The 19,896-nt window shown below is 28.1% G+C and carries 22 protein-coding genes and 1 pseudogene; all 23 read right to left on the bottom strand.

Features of this window, described 5'->3' with window-relative positions; genetic code table 11:
• Nucleotides 1–5: 5 nt before the first annotated feature.
• A complete protein-coding gene (guaB, locus tag HMPREF1253_RS08250) occupies nt 6–1,457 on the bottom strand; it encodes an IMP dehydrogenase (RefSeq protein ID WP_023056379.1) in 1,452 nt (483 codons plus the stop codon).
• 9 nt (nt 1,458–1,466) lie between these two features.
• Entirely contained in the window at nt 1,467–2,417 is a 951-nt protein-coding gene (locus HMPREF1253_RS08245; protein WP_023056403.1) for a YbbR-like domain-containing protein, read from the bottom strand.
• The gene (gene cdaA / locus HMPREF1253_RS08240; RefSeq protein ID WP_023056375.1) at nt 2,407–3,246 is read right to left on the bottom strand and encodes a diadenylate cyclase CdaA; all 840 of its coding nucleotides are present in this window, start codon (nt 3,244–3,246) and stop codon (nt 2,407–2,409) included. The genes HMPREF1253_RS08245 and cdaA overlap by 11 nt, the downstream gene beginning before the upstream one ends.
• Complete coding sequence (locus HMPREF1253_RS09750) at nt 3,243–3,773, bottom strand: DUF5317 family protein (RefSeq protein WP_023056414.1); 531 nt, start codon at nt 3,771–3,773, stop codon at nt 3,243–3,245. Before HMPREF1253_RS09750 ends, cdaA begins: the two co-directional genes overlap by 4 nt.
• Before the next feature lie 75 nt (nt 3,774–3,848).
• Nucleotides 3,849–4,682: a bifunctional 5,10-methylenetetrahydrofolate dehydrogenase/5,10-methenyltetrahydrofolate cyclohydrolase gene (locus HMPREF1253_RS08230; protein ID WP_023056399.1), complete on the bottom strand. Its 834-nt coding sequence runs from the start codon at nt 4,680–4,682 to the stop codon at nt 3,849–3,851.
• Between the two features lie 44 nt (nt 4,683–4,726).
• A complete protein-coding gene (rpsA, locus tag HMPREF1253_RS10545; protein WP_023056432.1) occupies nt 4,727–6,190 on the bottom strand; it encodes a 30S ribosomal protein S1 in 1,464 nt (487 codons plus the stop codon).
• Nucleotides 6,168–6,767: a putative LytB protein gene (locus HMPREF1253_RS10540; protein WP_023056424.1), complete on the bottom strand. Its 600-nt coding sequence runs from the start codon at nt 6,765–6,767 to the stop codon at nt 6,168–6,170. The genes rpsA and HMPREF1253_RS10540 overlap by 23 nt, the downstream gene beginning before the upstream one ends.
• Complete coding sequence (locus HMPREF1253_RS08220) at nt 6,768–7,340, bottom strand: 1-acyl-sn-glycerol-3-phosphate acyltransferase (RefSeq protein WP_023056346.1); 573 nt, start codon at nt 7,338–7,340, stop codon at nt 6,768–6,770.
• Entirely contained in the window at nt 7,330–7,977 is a 648-nt protein-coding gene (gene cmk, locus HMPREF1253_RS08215) for a (d)CMP kinase (protein WP_023056369.1), read from the bottom strand. The genes HMPREF1253_RS08220 and cmk overlap by 11 nt, the downstream gene beginning before the upstream one ends.
• A 72-nt stretch (nt 7,978–8,049) precedes the next feature.
• On the bottom strand, nt 8,050–9,240 hold the full coding sequence (locus tag HMPREF1253_RS08210) for an NAD(P)/FAD-dependent oxidoreductase (RefSeq protein WP_023056321.1): 1,191 nt from the start codon (nt 9,238–9,240) through the stop codon (nt 8,050–8,052).
• Nucleotides 9,233–9,784, bottom strand: a complete 552-nt coding sequence (locus tag HMPREF1253_RS08205) for a class I SAM-dependent methyltransferase (protein WP_023056400.1) — start codon at nt 9,782–9,784, stop codon at nt 9,233–9,235. The genes HMPREF1253_RS08210 and HMPREF1253_RS08205 overlap by 8 nt, the downstream gene beginning before the upstream one ends.
• A complete protein-coding gene (locus tag HMPREF1253_RS08200; protein WP_023056310.1) occupies nt 9,781–10,485 on the bottom strand; it encodes a pseudouridine synthase in 705 nt (234 codons plus the stop codon). Before HMPREF1253_RS08200 ends, HMPREF1253_RS08205 begins: the two co-directional genes overlap by 4 nt.
• Nucleotides 10,482–11,015 carry an SMC-Scp complex subunit ScpB gene (scpB, locus tag HMPREF1253_RS08195; RefSeq protein WP_023056313.1) on the bottom strand — a complete coding sequence of 178 codons (534 nt, stop codon included), beginning with the start codon at nt 11,013–11,015 and terminating at the stop codon, nt 10,482–10,484. Before scpB ends, HMPREF1253_RS08200 begins: the two co-directional genes overlap by 4 nt.
• A gap of 44 nt (nt 11,016–11,059) precedes the next feature.
• The gene (locus HMPREF1253_RS08190; RefSeq protein ID WP_023056398.1) at nt 11,060–11,734 is read right to left on the bottom strand and encodes a ScpA family protein; all 675 of its coding nucleotides are present in this window, start codon (nt 11,732–11,734) and stop codon (nt 11,060–11,062) included.
• A complete protein-coding gene (locus HMPREF1253_RS08185; protein WP_023056409.1) occupies nt 11,710–12,348 on the bottom strand; it encodes a site-2 protease family protein in 639 nt (212 codons plus the stop codon). Before HMPREF1253_RS08185 ends, HMPREF1253_RS08190 begins: the two co-directional genes overlap by 25 nt.
• Nucleotides 12,349–12,351: 3 nt before the next feature.
• Entirely contained in the window at nt 12,352–13,656 is a 1,305-nt protein-coding gene (locus HMPREF1253_RS08180) for a pyrimidine-nucleoside phosphorylase (RefSeq protein ID WP_023056350.1), read from the bottom strand.
• Between the two features lie 7 nt (nt 13,657–13,663).
• On the bottom strand, nt 13,664–14,464 hold the full coding sequence (locus tag HMPREF1253_RS08175; RefSeq protein WP_036739960.1) for a purine-nucleoside phosphorylase: 801 nt from the start codon (nt 14,462–14,464) through the stop codon (nt 13,664–13,666).
• Nucleotides 14,457–15,002, bottom strand: a complete 546-nt coding sequence (locus tag HMPREF1253_RS08170; RefSeq protein WP_023056382.1) for an NUDIX hydrolase — start codon at nt 15,000–15,002, stop codon at nt 14,457–14,459. Before HMPREF1253_RS08170 ends, HMPREF1253_RS08175 begins: the two co-directional genes overlap by 8 nt.
• Entirely contained in the window at nt 14,995–16,668 is a 1,674-nt protein-coding gene (gene recN, locus HMPREF1253_RS08165) for a DNA repair protein RecN (RefSeq protein ID WP_023056345.1), read from the bottom strand. The genes HMPREF1253_RS08170 and recN overlap by 8 nt, the downstream gene beginning before the upstream one ends.
• A gap of 3 nt (nt 16,669–16,671) precedes the next feature.
• Nucleotides 16,672–17,466: a TlyA family RNA methyltransferase gene (locus tag HMPREF1253_RS08160; RefSeq protein WP_023056407.1), complete on the bottom strand. Its 795-nt coding sequence runs from the start codon at nt 17,464–17,466 to the stop codon at nt 16,672–16,674.
• On the bottom strand, nt 17,466–18,326 hold the full coding sequence (locus HMPREF1253_RS08155) for a polyprenyl synthetase family protein (RefSeq protein ID WP_023056389.1): 861 nt from the start codon (nt 18,324–18,326) through the stop codon (nt 17,466–17,468). The genes HMPREF1253_RS08160 and HMPREF1253_RS08155 overlap by 1 nt, the downstream gene beginning before the upstream one ends.
• Nucleotides 18,319–18,546 carry an exodeoxyribonuclease VII small subunit gene (gene xseB / locus HMPREF1253_RS08150; protein WP_023056318.1) on the bottom strand — a complete coding sequence of 76 codons (228 nt, stop codon included), beginning with the start codon at nt 18,544–18,546 and terminating at the stop codon, nt 18,319–18,321. The genes HMPREF1253_RS08155 and xseB overlap by 8 nt, the downstream gene beginning before the upstream one ends.
• A pseudogene (gene xseA / locus HMPREF1253_RS08145) lies at nt 18,539–19,729 on the bottom strand (exodeoxyribonuclease VII large subunit); the annotation flags it as partial. The gene xseB and the pseudogene xseA, both read right to left, overlap by 8 nt.
• Nucleotides 19,730–19,896: the final 167 nt, after the last annotated feature.

Raw genomic sequence — 19,896 nt, 5'->3', positions numbered from 1 at the left:
ATTTTCTATTTGCTTATATAATTTGGAGATTCTCTTGTGATAGTAATATTGTGTGGATGATTTTCTTGTAATGTTGCAGGAGTGATTTTCATAAACTTTGTATTAGTCTTTAGTGCATTTATATCCTTAGCACCTACATATCCCATTCCTGAGCGCAGTCCGCCCATAAGTTGATATATTACCTCTCCAACCTTGCCTTTAAATGGCACACGACCTTCTACACCTTCAGGCACTAGTTTTTTAGTATTGTTTTGGAAATATCTGTCCTTACTGCCTGCATTCATAGCACCTATGGAACCCATTCCTCTGTAAGTTTTAAATCTTCTTCCTTCAACGAAGATTTCTTCTCCTGGTGATTCGTCTGTTCCGGCAAAAAGTGACCCTATCATCACTACATCTCCACCAGCAGCTATTGCTTTTGTAATATCTCCTGAATATTTTATACCTCCATCTGCAATAATTGGTATATTAAATTCACGAGCAGCTTTAGCAGCTTCGAGAATAGCTGTAATTTGTGGAACTCCAACACCTGATACGACTCTTGTAGTACAAATTGATCCAGGTCCTATACCGATTTTTACACAATCAGCTCCAGCTTTTATTAAATCAACTGTTCCCTGATAAGTTGCAACATTTCCAACAATTAATTGTATTTCAGGATAGGCTTTTTTTATTTTTTTTACAGTTTCTAAAACACCTTGTGATTGACCATGAGCTGTGTCAATAACAATTACATCTATTTTAGATTGAACAAGTGCCTTTACCCTATCTAAAACGTCTTTTGTAACTCCTACGGCAGCACCCGCAAGAAGTCTTCCTGTTTTATCTCTTGCTGAATTTGGATATTGTTCAATTTTTTCTATATCTTTTATTGTTATTAAGCCTGTTAATTTATTTTCCTTATCAACTAGTGGAAGTTTTTCAATTTTATATTTTTTTAAGATTTTAAGTGCCTCGTCCATAGTAATATGTTCGTTGCCTGTTATTAAATGATCTTTAGTCATAACTTCCTCTATAGGCTTTTCCATATTATCTTCAAATCTGATATCTCTATTTGTTATTATTCCAATAAGTTTTCCATTTTCTTCAACAATTGGAACTCCACTTATTTTATAGTGACTCATTATATCAGAAGCATCTTGTATGGTATGATTTCTTGAAAGGTAAAATGGGTCTGTTATAACACCATGTTCACTTCTTTTTACCTTGTCCACCTCAATAGCTTGTTCTTCAATAGACATGTTTTTGTGAATAATACCTATTCCGCCTTCACGTGCCATTGCTATTGCCATTTGTGATTCAGTTACAGTATCCATACCTGCACTTATAAGTGGTATGTTTAACTGAATTTCATTTGTAAGTTTTGTTTTTAAGTCTACTTCATTTGGAAGAACCTTTGAAAAACTTGGCATTAATAAAATGTCATCAAAAGTTAAACCCTCTCCAATATATTCCATCACTACCTCCTAATTTAAAACATTATTTATTACTGAAAATTTTACTACAAATTTAGCTTCATGTTCAACCAAACTTACACCTTCAGGCAAATTTAATTTTACATCAGCTATACCATCTTCAATATCACTTAAACTTATAGGTTTAGTGGATATCTCAGATATTTTATTTAAAACCGCAGTATTTCCCTTTATGGAAACTGCATTTGGCTCTATAGTTACACCATTTTCCGATACCTTATTAGAAAATCCATAAGTTTTAAGTTTAACCGGTACAGTTTTTGTCATTAAAACAGGAACTTCTACATCAATAGTATTCGGATTTATTTTTATATTGTTTAATTCTTCTCCGTTCTTATCATAGGCAACTACTTTAACAGGAAGAACAGTTGATTCGTCTCTATTTGCTATATTTACAAGAGCTGTAAGTTTTTCTATATTTTCAACAAAAGTTTTTGCGCCGCTTACTTCAACATCAAATGATTTTTTTATTTTTCCTAAAATAAAATCTTCTTTAAGATTGCCTTCTGTTACTATTTCAACAGTCATTTTCTTTTTGATATTTTCATCAATTTTAAAAACAACACTTTTAGGATCAAATCTATCAACTGATATTCCAGGATCCAAAGTATTTATAACAATTGGAACTGTGTGCTCCCCTGCGTTATATCCGGATAAATCTACTCTTGCAATTATAGCTTCTCTCCTTAAATTTCTCATAGCCGAATTTTTACCTTTTACAATTACATTGGTAGTTACTTCAGTTGGAGAAATTAAAGCTAAATTATTTTCTCTTAGAGATGCTATATTCTCAATCCTTACATTAATATTTCTTTCCATATCAGTTCTTTCAGGGTCAACTTCATTAATAACATAAGACCAAAGAAGCAATGCAAAAATTACTGAAAATAATTTTAACATAAAATTTTTGCTTATAGAATTTTTTATAAAATTATCTTTCATCTTCTTCTACCTTACTTTCATTACCTTTAATAAAGTTAAATACTTTAGAGTTTTCTATATCAGAAGTGTATAAATCTGTTAAAACTTTTTTAAGAGTTTCAATGTCCAAGTAACGAGAGATTTGACCATTTTGAGCTATAGATATCGAGCCTGTTTCTTCACTTACTATTAGGGAAAGTGCATCACTTCTTTCTGTAACTCCTATGCCTGCCCTATGCCTTGTTCCAAGTTCCTTAGATAAAGTGTTATTATCCGTTAAAGGTAAAAAACAAGCAGCGGCTTTAATTCTGTCGTTTTTTATTATTACCGCTCCGTCATGAAGAGGAGTATTTGGGATAAAAATATTAATTATAATTCCGCTTGATACAAGAGAATCGAGACGTGTTCCAGTATCTGCAATATCTTCAAGACCTGTCTTTTTTTCAAAAACTATTAAAGCGCCTATTTTTTGTCTGCTTAAAGAAGCTACAGCATCACAAATTTCATTTACTGTATTTGAAACATTTGTAAATGAGTTTTGTATGGTATTTTTTATAGACGATGTTCTTCCTAAAAATTCAAGACCCTTTCTAAGTTCAGGCTGAAAAACTATTAATACTGCTATAAGGCCAAAATTCATTATATTGGAAAAAATCCACTTTACTGTATAAAGTTGAAGGGCATCGCTTAATTTTGTAACTATAAGTAAAACAACTATTCCTTTACTTAATTGCTCAGCTCTTGTTCCCTTTATTATGTTCATTACATAATAAAACAGTATTGCTACTATTATAATATCTATTATGTCCCTAAATCTTATTAAGTTAAAAAAATTTAAAAGTGGATTCATTTTTCACTCTCCTCTATAAATAAAATATACAAAAAACTTGAAATGGATATTAAAATATCTCCAAAACTTATTACTCTTGAATAAATATAAGTTTTTGGAATTGGAATTATATCAGACAATATAAAAAGTTTTGAATTTTCAAAAAAACCATGACTTAAAGAATATCCATTTTTTATTAAATCAAATTTTTCATCAGATAAGGCTATTTTGGCAGCAGCCATATCAACTGGCATTTTCCCGTTAAAGGAAAAAACAATAGTATTTAAAATTATTCCTAAGGCCAGTATTTTAATAAAATTATTTTTCTGTAAAAAACAAAATATAATAAGAAATATATTTGCTGTTAAATTTAAGATAAAATAATTTTTTATAAAAAATTTATTATTTAAAAAATTTATTCCTATAAAAATGCTAAGACTTAAAAATAGAAGCAAGTAATATTTAAATTTAACTTTATAAAGAAAGTCAAAGTTTTTGGTTTTTATAAATTTTAAAATTATTGCAAGAAATATTAGTTCAATCGACATTTTCTCTCCATAAAAAAAATAAAAAGAGATATTACTATCTCTTTTTAATATAACACATTGGTAGATTTTGAACAATTATTTATAGAATTTTAATAATTGTTTAATTAAAAGTACATTAGTTAAAGGACCCACTCCCCCTGGAACAGGGCTTATTGCTTTTGCCTTATCCACAACATTATCAAAGTCTATATCTCCGCATAATTTTCCACTTTTATTTCTACTAAAACCTATATCTATTATTACGCTATTTTCCGTAAAATATTCCATGTTCAACATTTCAGCTCTACCCATTGCTGTAAAAACAAAATCTGCATTTTTACATTTTTCCTTTAAATTTTTTGTTTTTGAATGGGCGATAGTAACAGTTGCACCTTTTGATAAAAGTAACATGGTTAGAGGTTTACCCACTACTGTTGATTTATTAATTATAAGACAATCTTTACCTTCTAAATCAAATCCATAATAATCAAGCAAAAAAGATGCCGCCAAAGGAGATAAAGGCATAAATCCATTAGTTTCTCCAATATAAAGTTTTGCTTTATTTAAAGGGTTCATACAGTCAATATCTTTTTGAGGGCTAATTGTGTTATTTATTAAATCTTCATCTAAGGATTTTGGCAAGGGTCTGAATATTAAGATCCCACCGATTCTATGATCATTGTTAAGTTCTAAAATTTTATTTTTTATAATTTCAGTTGTTTCATCTCTTTTAAATTTATAAATATCAAGTTTAATATCTAACTTTTCACAATTTTTTCTTAGCATATTTTCATAAGATATATCAGCAACCTCATCTCCTAATCTTATTATTGCTAAAGTAGGTATAATATTTTTATTTTTAAGATTTTCAACATCTGCCTTTATTTCAGATCTTATTAAATCTGCAAGTTCTTTTCCTTTTAATATCATATCTTCTCCTAAAAAAAACTTCCCTTCAAAGGGAAGCTTTTAGATTATTTTGTTACATCGTTTAAATCGATGTTTATTAAATCTCCAATTGTTGTATTGAAATCATCTTGTTTAATTTCAGGTGCTTTATTTTCCTCGCTTTTTTCAAAATGTCTTTCTTTAACTCTTTCTTTTGGTTTTTCTTCTTTAACTTCTACCGGTTTTTCTTTTTTTTCTGGTTCAGGTAGAAGGGCTTTTATAGAAAGTGATATTTTTTTATTTTCTTCATCTATATCTGTAACTTTAACCGTTACTTCATCACCTATATTCAATACATCTGATGGTTTTTCTATATGTTCTCTTGCAATTTGAGAAACATGAAGAAGTCCATCAACGCCGGATTCAAGTCTTACAAAAGCTCCAAAATCAAGAAGGTTTACAACGTGTCCATTAACTGTATCTCCAACTTCTACAGTTGAAACAAAAACATCCCACGGTCTCTTAGTAGTTTGTTTTAATCCAAGAGCGATTCTATTTTTATCTTCATCAAGGTTTAAAACTTGAACTTCTACAACTTGTCCGGGAGAAACAATGTCTGCTGGATGTTTTACTCTATTCCAGGAAAGTTCTGAAATATGAATTAAACCATCAACTCCTCCAACATCTACAAAAGCTCCAAAATTAGTTAATCTTTGAACAGTTCCTTTTATTACATCGCCTTCATGAAGATTTTCATATACAGCTTTTCTTTTAGCTTCAAATTCTTCATTTTCTACATTTTTTCTTGAAAGAACAACTTTTCTTTTAGCTTTGTCGAAATCTATAATTTCGCATTCAAAGTCTTGACCTATGAATTTTGAAAGATCCTTTTGGAATCTAATTGAAGCATGTGATGCAGGAATAAAAGCATTAACTCCATCAAGATCAGCAGTTAATCCTCCTTTTACAACTGATTTTACAGTTGCATTAACATGTTCTTTGTTTTCAAATTTTTCACCAATTTCGTCCCAGATTTTCATGTTTTCTACTCTTCTATATGAGAGAACAACATTTCCGTCGCCATCATCCATTTTTACAACACAAACTTGAATGTGATCGCCGGGTTTAAACAAATCAGATGGTTTTACATCAGGATTAGATGATAGTTCTTCCTTTGAAATAATTCCATCAGATCTGTACCCGATATTTACCATTATTTCATTGTCGGTAACGTATAATACTTCTCCTTCTACAATTTCGCCTCTTCTAACTCTTTTAAAAGAATTTTCGATAGCCTCCATCATTTCATTGTTGTCATAATTTTCCATACTACTAACAGCCTCCTTGATTACTGAATCCGGAGTCGATGCTCCGGCAGTAATACCTATTTTATTAAAATTTTTTAAAATACTTAAATCAATGTCTTTTATTGTCTCTATCAGATAAACATATTTGCAATTAATCTCAGACACTTGAGCAAGTTTTTTTGTATTAGATGAATTTTTACCACCTAATATAATCATAGCGTCAACTTTTTTTAGATAATTCAACAGCTTCATCCTGTCTTGTTTTAGTCGCACTACATATAGTATTATAAACTATAATATCGTCATTTAAAATAGATTTTATCATATTTATTGCATTTTCGAAAAAATTTTGATTACTTGTAGTTTGACTTACTATAAAAGTAGGTTTATTTTTTATATATTTTATATCTTCTAAGGTTTCAATAATTATAGCTTTATCATCTGCGTAAGAATTTATCCCTATTACTTCCGGATGATTTTTCGATCCTATAATTACAATTTGGTAATTATCTTTATGATCTTCCACAAGCTTATAGACATATTTAACTTTTGGACAAACACAATCTATCACTTGGTTTTCACTTTTTATTTTATCTAATAATTTTTTATGGATTCCGTGGCTTCTTATAATAACTTTTTTGTTTGTTATATTTTCATTATAAGGTTTAACCCCAATTTTTTTTAAATTTTCTACAACAATAGGATTGTGAACAAGATCTCCAATGCAATAAGTTTCTTCATCTGAATCTTCAAAAGCCATTTTCACTGCCCTTTTAACTCCAAAACAAAACCCTGCACTTTTAGCTAATATGATTTCCATTTAATCTCCAAAATATACTTTTTTCATTAAATCAACAGAAAGCTCTCTATAGCCTTCATTGGACAGCTTTGGCATCTCTTTAAAGCTTATAGGTTTTCTTACTTTAATTTTCATTTGCTTAAAAAGTTTATAATCTCCTTCAATATAAATTGGCACTACAATTGAGCCTGTTTTTTGAGCAATCATTCCAGTTCCCGATTTAATCATTGACTCATCAAATTTTTTTACTCTAGTTCCCTCAGGAAATATTCCTAAAACTTCGTTATTTTTTAATATTCTTAAAGATTTTTTTACAGCGTCTATATCTGCAGATTTTCTATTTACAGGAAATGCCCCTAAAGAATCTAAAAAAAATGCAAGAAATTTATTTTTCCAAAGCTCTTCTTTCCCCATCCAGTGAATTTTTCTATTTTTAACATAACTTGTTAAGAAAATGGGATCCCATAAAGATTTATGATTTCCAACTATTATAAGAGAACCTTGGTCTGGAATATTTTCTATTCCTATTATTTCTGGATAATACACTATGTTGTGAATAAATCTTGCAACCACTCTTAAGATATTATAAAGCATTATTACTCCTTACTATCTTTATTATTTTGTCAATAACATTTTCTATACTCATATAAGATGTGTCAATATATTTTGCATCTTTTACTAAAGTTAACGGTGAATTTTTTCTTGTTTTATCATTTTTATCTCTTTTTATTATGTCTTCTTCAATATTTTTTAAATCTGCTGAAATTCCTTTTTCCTTTAATTGTTCATATCTTCTTTTGGCTCTTATTTCAGGTGAAGCATCAACATAAAATTTATTATTTGCATTTGGTAAAACTACAGAACCTATGTCACGGCCTTCCATTACAACAGATTTTGATTTTGATAAATTTCTTTGAATGTCTACTAATTTTTCACGAACAGAATTATTTTTAGATATCTCCGATGCAAGTTTTGAAATTTCTTCAGTCCTTATAAAATTTGAAATGTCTTTTTCATTTAAAAAAATTTTTCCTTTTTTATAATCAATATTTATATTGTTAAGATTTTTTATAAGTTGATCAAGAGATAAATTATTTTCTTTTTTATAAAGAGCCACTGCTCTATACATAGCTCCTGTATCAATATATTCAATATCCAACTTTTCAGCTATAAGTTTTGCTATTGTGCTTTTGCCGCTTCCTGCCGGTCCGTCAATTGCTATAGAAATCATTTTTCCTCCAAAAAAATCACTAACAAAGTTAGTGATGTTATTTAACAATTATAATTTAAAAAAATTTTTTAATCAAGATAATCCACCTGCAACAAACCCAGTAGACCAAGCTATTTGTAAATTAAATCCTCCTGTCAAAGCATCAATATCTAAAACTTCTCCGCAAAAGTAAAGTCCATCAACAATGTTGCTTTCCATGCTTTTAGGATTTATTGATTTTAAATCCACTCCGCCTCTTGTTACAATTCCTGTATCTAAATCATAAAGATCATCATATTCAATTTTAAAATTTTTTATTTCTTCTACAAGTTTTTGTCTTATTTCTTTTTTTAATTCACTTGTAATTATATCTTTTAAATTTGCTCTATCTGCAACTATTGGAATTAAAGATTTAGGTAAGAGTTTATCTAAGGAATTTTTTGCCATCTTCCCCGTATTTTCGTTAAAATCTCTTAAAATTCTAAGATCCAATTTTTCATAATCAAGACCTGGTTTTAAATCTATATACATTTTTATTTTATCTTTTCCTGAAATAAATGCTGAAGCTGAAAGAACTAATGGCCCTGTTATTCCAAAATGCGTAAACATCATTTCCCCTATTTCAGTATATATAATTTTTTTATTTCTTTTTACAGTAAGCCTTACATTTTTTAATGAAAGACCCTGCAAACTCTCTTCTACATTTTTTAGTTTTATTCCAACCAAAGATGGATATATTTTATTTATTTTGTGATTAAAGTTTTTTGCAAATTCATATCCATCACCAGTTGAACCAGTAGATTTATAAGTTAAGCCTCCTGTTGCAATAATTACCTTATCAAACTCTTCTTGGTCAACAAGAAAAATATCATTATTTTTACTTATTTTTTTTACTTGATGATTTAATCTTAAATCTATATTTTTACTTTTTATTTCTTTTTCAAATATTTTTATTACGTCAGAGGATTTATCACTTTTTGGAAAAACCCTATTTCCTCTTTCAACTTTAAGATTTAATCCTCTGTCTTCAAAAAATTTCATAGTATCAAAGTTGTCAAAATTAGAAAATGCTGAATACAAAAACTTATTATTTTTACAAACATTATTTAAGAGTTCATCTAAGCTACAATTGTTTGTAATATTGCATCTCCCTTTTCCTGTTATAAATAATTTTTTACCTATTTTTTCATTTTTTTCGAAAATTGTAACTTGATTTTTTTCCGAAGCACGAACTGCCGCAATTAAGCCTGCTGGTCCTGCTCCTATTATTGCAATTTTACTCATATTTCTCTCCAATATAAATTATGGGCGGATTGTTAATTTGATTAAAAAATTGTGTTTTTATAACCCTATAATTTTTCTGATTTAAGCTTTTAAAAAATTCATCTACAACTTGAGCTTCTTCAAAGGATCCTTCATGACCGACATATTGAACAAAAAAAATAATACCATTATTATTTAAAATTGAAATTGATTTTTCTAAAGCTTTTAAAGTGGTTTCTTTGTTTGTTTTTATTTTTTTATCAGACTTTGGTAAATAGCCAGTATTAAACATTATTAAGTCAGCTTTTTTAATATAATTGTCCATTTTTTCATGACCATCTAAAATTAATTTATAGTTTGAAAAATTATTTTCCCGCAAAAGTTTTTCAGTATTTTTAATGGCTATTTCTTGTATGTCAAATCCGTATACAAATCCATTTTTAAATTTTTTTAAAAGTTTTAGAGTATCATGTCCATTTCCTATGGTTGCATCTACACATATTAAATCGTCTCTTAGACTTTCTAAAAGACGATCTTGCATTTGTTTAAAATTATAATAAATCATAAATTTTTTAATTCCTTAACTTCATTTTCGGTTAAATATCTATAATTTCCTATTTCTAAATCAAGTAGTTCTATGGGACCCATCTTTATTCTCTTTAATTTCTTTACAGGATTTCCGATTTTTTCAAACATATTTTTTACTTGATGATTTTTACCTTCATGAATTTCTATTTCTACTATACTGTCATCTTCAAAACTTTTTAAAATTTTAACCTTGGCAGGAGCACACTTATATTCCTTAATTGTTGCACCTTTTCTTAAATATTCCAAGCCTCTTTTTGTAGGAGTTCCATTTACTGTTGCTATATAAGTTTTTGAAATTTTGTTAGATGGATGGGTAAGTTTTTGTGCAAGTGCTCCATCATCAGTTAAAAGTAAAAGTCCTGTTGTATCTATATCAAGTCTACCTATAGGATAAAGTCTTTTTTCCGTATCTATCAAATCAATAACAGTTTTTCTATTTTTTTCATCAGAAACCGTTGAAACATATCCTAAAGGTTTATTTAAAATTACATAAGTATTTTTTATTATTAATTTTATTCTCTTAGAATCAAAATATACTTTATCTTTTTCGGGATCTACTTCTGTGCCCAGTTCTGTAATTATTTTATCATTCACTTTGACTCTTCCCTGACATATATACTCTTCGCATTTTCTACGTGAGTCAACCCCACTATGGGCCATAAATTTCTGTAATCTCATTTTTCCTCCAAAAAAGATATTTCTTCAAAACTCTCATCTATTTTAGGCAAATCTTCAATTTTTTCCAAACCAAATTTTTTTAAAAAGTCATTAGTTGTACCATAAATTATTGGTTTGCCAATCCTATCTAATCTACCTTTTTCTTCAATAAAATTTAAATCATTTAAAAGTTTTATTGTTCCATCACATTTTACTCCACGAATTTCTTCAATTTCAAGCTTTGTTACAGGTTGTTTATATGCAATGATTGAAAGGGTTTCTAAAGCTGCATTAGAAAGATTTTTTTTCTTTTTGTCTTTTATAAAATTATTTATATAAGAATAAAGCTCTGGTTTAGTACTTATTTGTATCGAGTCATTGATCCTTATTATCCTTAGTCCTCTGTTTTCAAACTTAAATTCCATTTCCATTTCATCAATTATTAAGTTTGTTTCCGATTCTTTTATTTCCAATATTTTTGCAAGATCACTTACTTTAACAGGATCTCCCCATGCAAACAATATTGCTTCTATGATGGCTTTATAGTTCATCTGTTCTCCTTAATAAAATAATATCATCAAAATCTTTATTCTGTTTAGCATATAAAATTCCCATTTTCATTGCTTCTAAAATTGACAAAAAAATAAGTTATTATTTCAGCTTTATTAGATTTTTTTATTAAATCTAAAAAACTTATTTTTTTATTTTCCTCTAACATACTTTTTAATATTTTAATTGCCTCTTCTGTTGAAAAACTTTCTTGAATAATTTCTGAAACTTCAAATTTATTAATATGTTTTTCCATAATATTGTTAAAAGTTTTTAATAGATTATTTAAATTTAAATTTTTTAAAAAATCTTTTTCATCTATTGAAGAAAAATCCTCTTGTAATTTATAGAATGCCTTTGATTCATAATCTAAAGATTCTTTTAAATCATTTGATATTTTTTTAAACTTTTCATACTCCAATAGTTTTTGAACAAGTTCTGCTCTTGGATCTGCAATATCATCTTCATTTTCTTCATCTTCATAGACTTGTTTGGGCAAAAGCATTTTTGATTTTATCTCTATAAGGGTTGCAGCCATTAAAATAAAATCTGAAGTTATTTCAAGATTTAATTTTTCTATAGTTTTAAGATAGTCTAAAAATTGTTCTGTAATTTTTGCTATAGGTATATCATATATGTCTATTTCATTTTGTTTTATTAAATCAAGAAGAAGGTCCATGGGACCTTCATAAGTTTTTATATTAATCCTGTATTTATCCAAAAAGAAGCTCCTACATTTATAAAAAAGTTTATTATTTTTAATATTATTGGTCCTATAATATTATTTATAAAACCAGAAAATATTAAAACTATCAAAGCTATATAAAAATATTTTTCATACTTAAAAAAGTAAAATTGGTATTTATAAGGTAAAAAGGATGCTATAATTTTTGATCCATCTAAGGGTGGCAATGGAATTAAATTAAAAACTCCAAGCATGACATTGTACCAAACTATCTCTGTTAGAATTTCAGAAATAAAATTATCTTTTGCAATTAAAGCTTTGGACAAAAAAATTGAGAATACAAAAGCTATTATGAAATTCATTGTTACTCCGGCTATACTTATTAAAAATATCCCTAAATTTTTATTACCTTTTATTCGTGAAAAATCTATAGGCACAGCTTTAGCCCATCCGAATCTGAATACAATCATTGAAAGAAGCCCCAATGGATCTATATGGTTAAGTGGGTTTAAAGATAATCTGCCATCTTCTTTTGCCGTTGTATCTCCCAGTTTATATGACATATAGCCGTGGGCAACTTCATGAGGAATAATTGATAAAAGTAATGCAAGTATTGTTATTAGCAAGTTGTGTATGTCTAAATTTCTCATTTTTTAATCTATTTCCTTATAAATTAATTTATGTGTTTCCTTATTTTTTTCTCCTATTTCATAGGCTTTATATATATTTTCTACCTGTAAGTTTATATCTTTTTCTTTGTCAGTGTAAAAAGTTGCCAGTAATTCTCCTTTTTTAACAAAATCATCTATTTTTTTATTTAAAATTATTCCAGCACCTAAATCAATTTTAGATTCTTTTGTTATTCTTCCTGCTCCTAAATCTCTTGCAATTTCACCAATTAACAGTGCATCTATCTTTTTAACATAGCCTTCGTCTTTTGATACAATTTCAACTTTATATTTTGACAGCTTAAACTTACTTGTATCATCAATATAAGAAATGTCTCCACCTTGAGCTTTGACAAATTCTTTAAATTTTTCAAAAGCTTTGCCATTTCTAATATTGGTTTCTAATATTTCTTTGGCTTCATCTTCATCATCTGCAAAATTAGACATAAGTAGAAGCTTTGAACCTAAAGCAAGACAAAGTTGTCTTAAATCTTGAGGGCCTTGTCCTTTTAATGTGTTTATAGCTTCAATAACTTCTAAAGAATTCCCCACAGCAAATCCAAGAGGCTCATCCATGGAAGTTATTAATGCTTTTGTTTTATGGTTAAATTTTTTTCCTAAACTAACCATAATCTCTGAAAGTTTTGTTGCACTTTCAACATCTTTCATAAAGGCTCCTGACCCTACTTTTACATCTAAAACAAGAGCATCTGCTCCAACCGCTAATTTTTTACTCATTATAGATGATGCTATAAGACTTATATTGTCTACAGTAGCAGTTGAATCTCTTAAAGCATATAACTTTTTATCTGCAGGTGTAATATCTGCTGTTTGGCCTATTATTGAAATACCTATTTTATTAGAATTATTAATAAATTCATCCATTTGTAAATCTATTCTCATTCCTGGAATAGATTCCAGCTTGTCAAGAGTTCCACCTGTATGCCCAAGTCCTCTTCCGCTCATTTTTGCAAAAACAAGACCTGCACTTGCAACAAGAGGGCCTAAAACTAGGCTTGTTGTATCTCCAACTCCTCCAGTAGAGTGCTTGTCGACTTTTATGCCTTTAATTTTACTTAAATCTACGAGATCTCCTGAATTAAGCATAGCATTTGCTAAATTTACAGTTTCATCTAAATTTAAATTCTTTAGGCATATTGCCATTAGCAATGCCGATATTTGATAGTCGGGAATTTCTCCTTTTGTATATCCATCAACAAAATAATTTATTTCTTCTTTTGTTAATTCTTGTCCATGCTTTTTCTTTTCAATAATGTCATAAATATTCATATTGCACCTACATTTTTTCAATAACTTTTTTAACTAAATTTTCAAATTTATCTTGAATTTTAGAAGAAACATCAATTACTTCTTCATGATTTAAAGGTTTATCTAAAATTCCAGCAGCCATATTTGTTATAGCTGAAATTCCTAAAATTTTAACTCCTCTATGGTTAGCTACTATAACTTCAGGAACAGTACTCATGCCTACTGCATCAGCTCCCACTATCCTTGCCATTCTAACTTCAGCCGGAGTTTCATATACAGGTCCTGTAAACCACATATAAACCCCTTCTTTTAATTCAAAATTTAATTCTTTTGCAGCATTCTTAGCAATATCTCTTAAATCTTTATTATAAGTAAAAGATTGGTCCGGAAATCTTGGACCTATTTTATCATCATTTGGTCCTATCAAAGGATTTACTCCGGTAAAATTTATATGATCTTTAATAAGCATTAAATCACCCGGATTAAAAGAAGTATTTACCCCTCCGCAAGCATTTGTTACGATTAAGTATTTAATTCCTAATTGGCATAATATTTTTGTAGGAAAAACTGTCTTATCAATACCTTGACCTTCGTAATAGTGAATTCTTCCTTGCATTGCTACAAGATTTTTCCCTGATAATTTTCCAAAAATCAATTTTCCACTATGACCTTTTACGCTGGAAGTTGGAAAATCGGGAATATCCTTATAGTTTATTTCAATAGGATCATTTATCTGTGAAGCTAAGTTTCCAAGTCCTGAACCTAATATTATTCCTATTTCAGGTTTGTTTTTTATTTTACTTAAAATATATTCATAAGTTCTATTCATTTTTAACATCCTTTTTTTCTTTAAAATTTTTATAAAGAAGTATTCCAGCAATAGTTTTGGAATCCATTATATCTCCTACTTCAATCATTTTTAAAGCTTCATCTATGGAAACCTCTAAAACCTCTATCTGTTCTTCTTCATCTAAATTTTGCTCTTTAAGTTCTAAATTATCAGCATAAAATAAATATATTTTTTCTGAACTATATCCCGGAGATGAATAAAATTCCGTCACATACTCTATATTTTTACTTTCATAACCAGTTTCTTCTATTAGTTCTCTTATAGCTGCTTCTTTAGGAGCTTCTCCCGGTTCAATCATTCCTGCTGGAATTTCTAAAATTTCTTTATCTACAGAAATTCTATATTGTTTAACTAAAATAATTTTTTCTTTGTTTTTAGCTACAATACACACTGCCGGATCATGAATTACTATTTCTCTTTTAGAATATTTTTGATCAGGCAACTCAACTGTATTGACTTTTACACTTAAAATTTTTCCACTATATATTTTTTCTGATTTTATAGTTGTTTCAGTCATTTTCTACTCCTTCTATCATTTCTTTTGCAGCTTTTAAGGTAAGATCTGTAATTTCTTCTGAACCTATCAATCTTGCAATTTCACCAACTCTCTCTGAGTTTTTTAATTTTTTGACATAGGTTCTTGTTTTATTTTTATTTATTTCTTTATAAATCTTATAGTGAGAATTAGCTTTTGATACAATTTGTGGTAAATGAGAAATTACAATGACTTGTCTGTCATTAGAAAGTTCTTTTATTTTTTTTCCTACTATATTGGCTGTCATTCCGCTTATTCCAGAATCTATCTCATCAAAAATTACAGTTGGTATATTATCTTTACTTGCTATGATGGATTTAAAGCCAAGCATTATTCTTGACATTTCACCTCCGGAAGCAATTTTGCTTAAAGGTTTAAAATCTTCACCTATATTTGTAGATATCATGTACTCAATTCTATCTATACCTGTTGAAGATAATTCCTTTTCATAAATATTTATTTTAAACCTTGCGTTATTTATGTTAAGTTTTGAAATTTCTTTTTCAACATTTTCTTCCAACCACTTAGAAACAGTCTTTCTATCCTTAGAAATCTCTTGTGCTAAATTTGAACTTTCCTTATAGAGTTCATCAATTTTTTGGCTTATATTATTTAAATTTTCTTCAAAGTTTTTTAATTCTTTAAGCCTTAATTCGGCCTCAGATTTAAATTTATTTATCTCTTCAATATTATACCCATATTTCTTTTTTAAACTGTTTACAGTGTCTATACGGGCTTCTAAATACATAAATTTTTCTTGGTCTATGTCCATATTTTCAAGATAACTTTCAATTTCTTTATAAACTGAACTTATATTAAATCTTATATTTTCCAGTTCTTTATAAATTTCATCTAAATCTGGTTCAAATTTCTTTACATTACTAAAAAATGAAACTGCCTTATCAATTCCATCTTCAACTGCACTCACTTCATAATCACCTCTTAGTAAATTTAAAGTGGCTTCCAGATTTTCTCTTATTAAAGAACTATTGCTGAACTTTTTAAAATCATTTTCCAAGTCTTCATCATCATAAGGGGTTAAATTTGCATCTTCTATTTCTTTTATCTGATAAGTTAATAAATCTATTTCTCTTTCTCTACTTGATTCAAAATTTTCAAGACTCGCTTTTTTTTCTTCATATTTTTTTATTTCTTCAAATAAATTGAGAAGATTTTCTTGCTTTTTTTTATGCTCAATAGTACAAAAATCATCGATTAAATCCATTTGATTTTTGGGACTCATTAAATATTGATTTTCCTCCTGAGCATATACATCAACTAATTTTGAAGATATGTATGTCATTACGCTTTGAGTTGCAACTCTGCCATTAATACGAGTTATAGAAGGTTTATTTCTATTTATTTGTCTTGATAAAACTATTAGTTCTCCTATTTCAAAACCATTTTCAGATAAAAATTTTGATAAATCTTCATTATAAAAACTAAAAACAGCTTCAACATAGGCATATTCCGCCCCTGTTTTTATAAGATCCTTATTACTTCTTCCGCCTAACACCATACCAAGAGCATCTATTATTATAGATTTACCTGAACCTGTCTCTCCAGTTAAAATATTTAGTCCTGAACCCCATTCAATTGTCAAATTTTTAATAATTGCAAAATTTTCTATTTTAAGTTCAATTAGCATAAATTACTCCAATTCATCAGTGCTTTTAAGTATAGAATCAATGTTTATATCAATTGATGGCTCAGAAGATTTCTTCAATAAGACTAAAAATTCTATATTTCCCTTTGTTCCCTTTATTGGCGAATAAGTTAAGTCTTGTATAGAAAAACCTATTTTTTCTGCAAAACTTAAAGTATTATTTAGTACCTCTGCATGAACTTTAGGATCCCTTATAATTCCATTTTTACCGACTTTTTCTTTTCCAGCTTCAAATTGAGGTTTTATCAAAGCCACAAGGTAAGATCCATCTTTTAAAATTTCATATGCTTTTGGTAAAACAAGTTGCAATGATATAAAGGAAACATCAATTGATATAAAATCTATTTCATCACTTATCAAATTATTATCTAAATATCTTATGTTTGTTCTTTCTAAGACAATGACTCTATCATCAATTCTTAATTTATAATCAAGTTGATTATAACCCACATCAATAGAATAAACCTTTTTTGCACCGTTTATAAGCATACAGTGTGTGAATCCTCCAGTTGAAGAACCTATATCAGCACATATAAAATCAGACAAGTTAAGGTTAAATTTCTTTATTGCCTTTTCTAATTTTAGTCCACCTCTTGAAACATACTGTATTTGGTCTGAATTTATCGTTAAAGTTTCAAAATCTTCAATTTGTTCGCCTGGCTTATCAATTCTTTTAGTTCCACAAAGAACTTTTCCTTCCATAATAAGCCTTTTAGCTTTTTCCCTTGAATCTACAAGGCCTTGATTATATAAAAGCAGGTCTGCTCTTATTTTTGCCATTAATAACTCCTATTCATTAATTGCTTTGCAATTTCCAAAAGTTCATTAGTATTTCTATCTATAGTTTTAAGGCTGTTTAAAGTTTCTTGATAAATCTCTTGCATAAAATCTTTAAGTTCATCTTTATTTAAAATTCTTGAAAGAGTCATATTTTTCGAATTTATATCACTTTCATAATCTAAGATATCATCTTTAACTTGGTATGCAAGGCCTATAGAATTTCCATATCTTTCAAGGGCAATAATTTCACTGTCGTCAGCTCCTGCTATTATAGCTCCGCAAACAAGAGCTGCCCTAATTAAAGCTCCTGTTTTTAAGCGATACATTGACTCAAAAACATCTCTTGACATATCAGATTCCTTAAGTCCTATGTCGATTGTTTGTCCTGCAACCATTCCTTGAATGCCTGAGCAGGTAAAAATATATTTCATGGCTTTAATACCATTTTTTATTTCATCAAGGTCTGTAAGTTTATCAAGTCTTTTAGAAATAGTTTCAGCAGCTAAATTCAAAAGTCCGTCTCCAGCTAAAATTGCCACAGCTTCATTGTAAACTTTATGATTAGTTGGCTTACCTCGTCTCATGTCATCATTATCCATGCCTGGCAAATCATCGTGAATTAATGAATAGGTGTGGATGTATTCAATAGCACAAGCATAGGGAATGATCTTTTCATAGGAATTATCACCGCTGAAAATTTTATAACTTATCAGTGTTAATAAGGGCCTTATTCTTTTTCCCCCTGATGAAAGAGAGTATTTGATTGATTCATAAATAATTTTTTGATAATCATCTGTGTTTGGGATAGAGTTATATAAATTTTCATCAATTATTTTAATTAAATTTTCGTAATCACTCATCAATGCCACCTTGAAAATCTTTAAACTCTCCATTCGCTTTGTTTGCTAAAATTTTAATCTTTCCTTCATAATTTTTAAGAAGATCTGAGCAGTAATTATATAATCCTATTCCCTCTTCATAATTTTTAATAGCTTCTTCAAGTGTTAAATTATCACTTTCAAGACTTTTTACAATTTCCTCAAACCTTTTAATAGCTTCTTCATAACTTAAATTATTCATTATTTTCTCCCGATTTTAATATTTTTTTTACAAGAGATTCTACAATACCATCATCTAAAAGATTAACCATAATATCATTTTCTTTAATATCATTTATAGAATTTATTTTTCTATTATTTACATAAATTCCTTTTTTATTTTCTCTTGCCTTTAACAAATTTAATTTTAAAAAATGTAAATTATTTTTATTACTTCTTAAAGAATTTATAAGATTTAAATTAAATTTGGTTTTTAAATCCTCTAAATATTTTAAATTGTAAATTATATTTTTTTCAATATGCTTTAAATGCGGTAATAAGTTTATAGATTTTAAATAGCTTATCTCATATTTTACTCGTCTATTTATATTTTGGTTAAATCTTAGTTTTATATCTTCTATACTTCGTTTTTCTTTCAAAACCAAATTATAATCTAAAAGAATTTTTATTTTATTAAATTTATAATCAATTTCACTTTTATTTTGTATTAAAGTTTTATAAAGGCTTCTATCTAAATTTGCTTTTAAAGAATTAATTAAAGATTTATTTTCTTCAAATATATTTTTGGGACTATTTTCTACAAGATTTAATTTTAAATTGTTTATATTATTTTTCATAAATGAATGTAAGTCTAAAATTGCATTAGTAGCTTCTATATAAGTCCTTCTTAAATTATAAAATTTTTCGGATATGATATTAGCCATATTCATATCTCTAAACTTAATATAAATCTTGTTTAAATCTAAGTTTTTAGAATTTATTAAATAAGATAATCTAAAATTTAATTTATCCTTATAAAAGTTTAAATTCAATAAAAGGTCTTTTATATCTACACTCACCAGTTCAGCCGCAGCAGAAGGAGTTGGTGCTCTTAAATCACTTACAAAATCACATATTGTAAAATCAATTTCATGACCAACTGCAGATATTATAGGGGTTTTTGCTTTAAAAATAGTCCTTGCAAGATCTTCATTATTAAAAGCCGATAAATCTTCCTGAGCTCCTCCACCTCTTGTAATTATAATAGTATCTAAAGATAGATTGTCTAAAAACTTAATACCCTCAATTAAATCTAAAGAAGCTTTGTCTCCCTGTACAAGAGCCGGATAAATAAAAATATCTACTGTTTTATTTCTTCTTTTCAGTATACTTAAGGTGTCATGAATGGCTGCTCCTGAAGGAGAAGTAATTATGCCTATTTTTTTGGCATAATATTTATGTTTTTTTTATATTTTTCTTAAAAAAGTACCTTCTTCATTAAGTTTTTCTTTAAGCCTCAAAAATTCAGCACTTAATTCCCCTAAGCCCTTTAACTTTTATTAGAGTTTACCTATTAATCTTATGCCGGAATCTCTTTCTAAAATTAGACACT

Source organism: Peptoniphilus sp. BV3C26 (assembly GCF_000478985.1).
Lineage (GTDB): Bacteria > Bacillota > Clostridia > Tissierellales > Peptoniphilaceae > Peptoniphilus_B > Peptoniphilus_B koenoeneniae.
The sequence above is the reverse complement of the archived record's forward strand: the minus strand, read 5'-3'. Positions and strand labels throughout refer to the sequence as shown.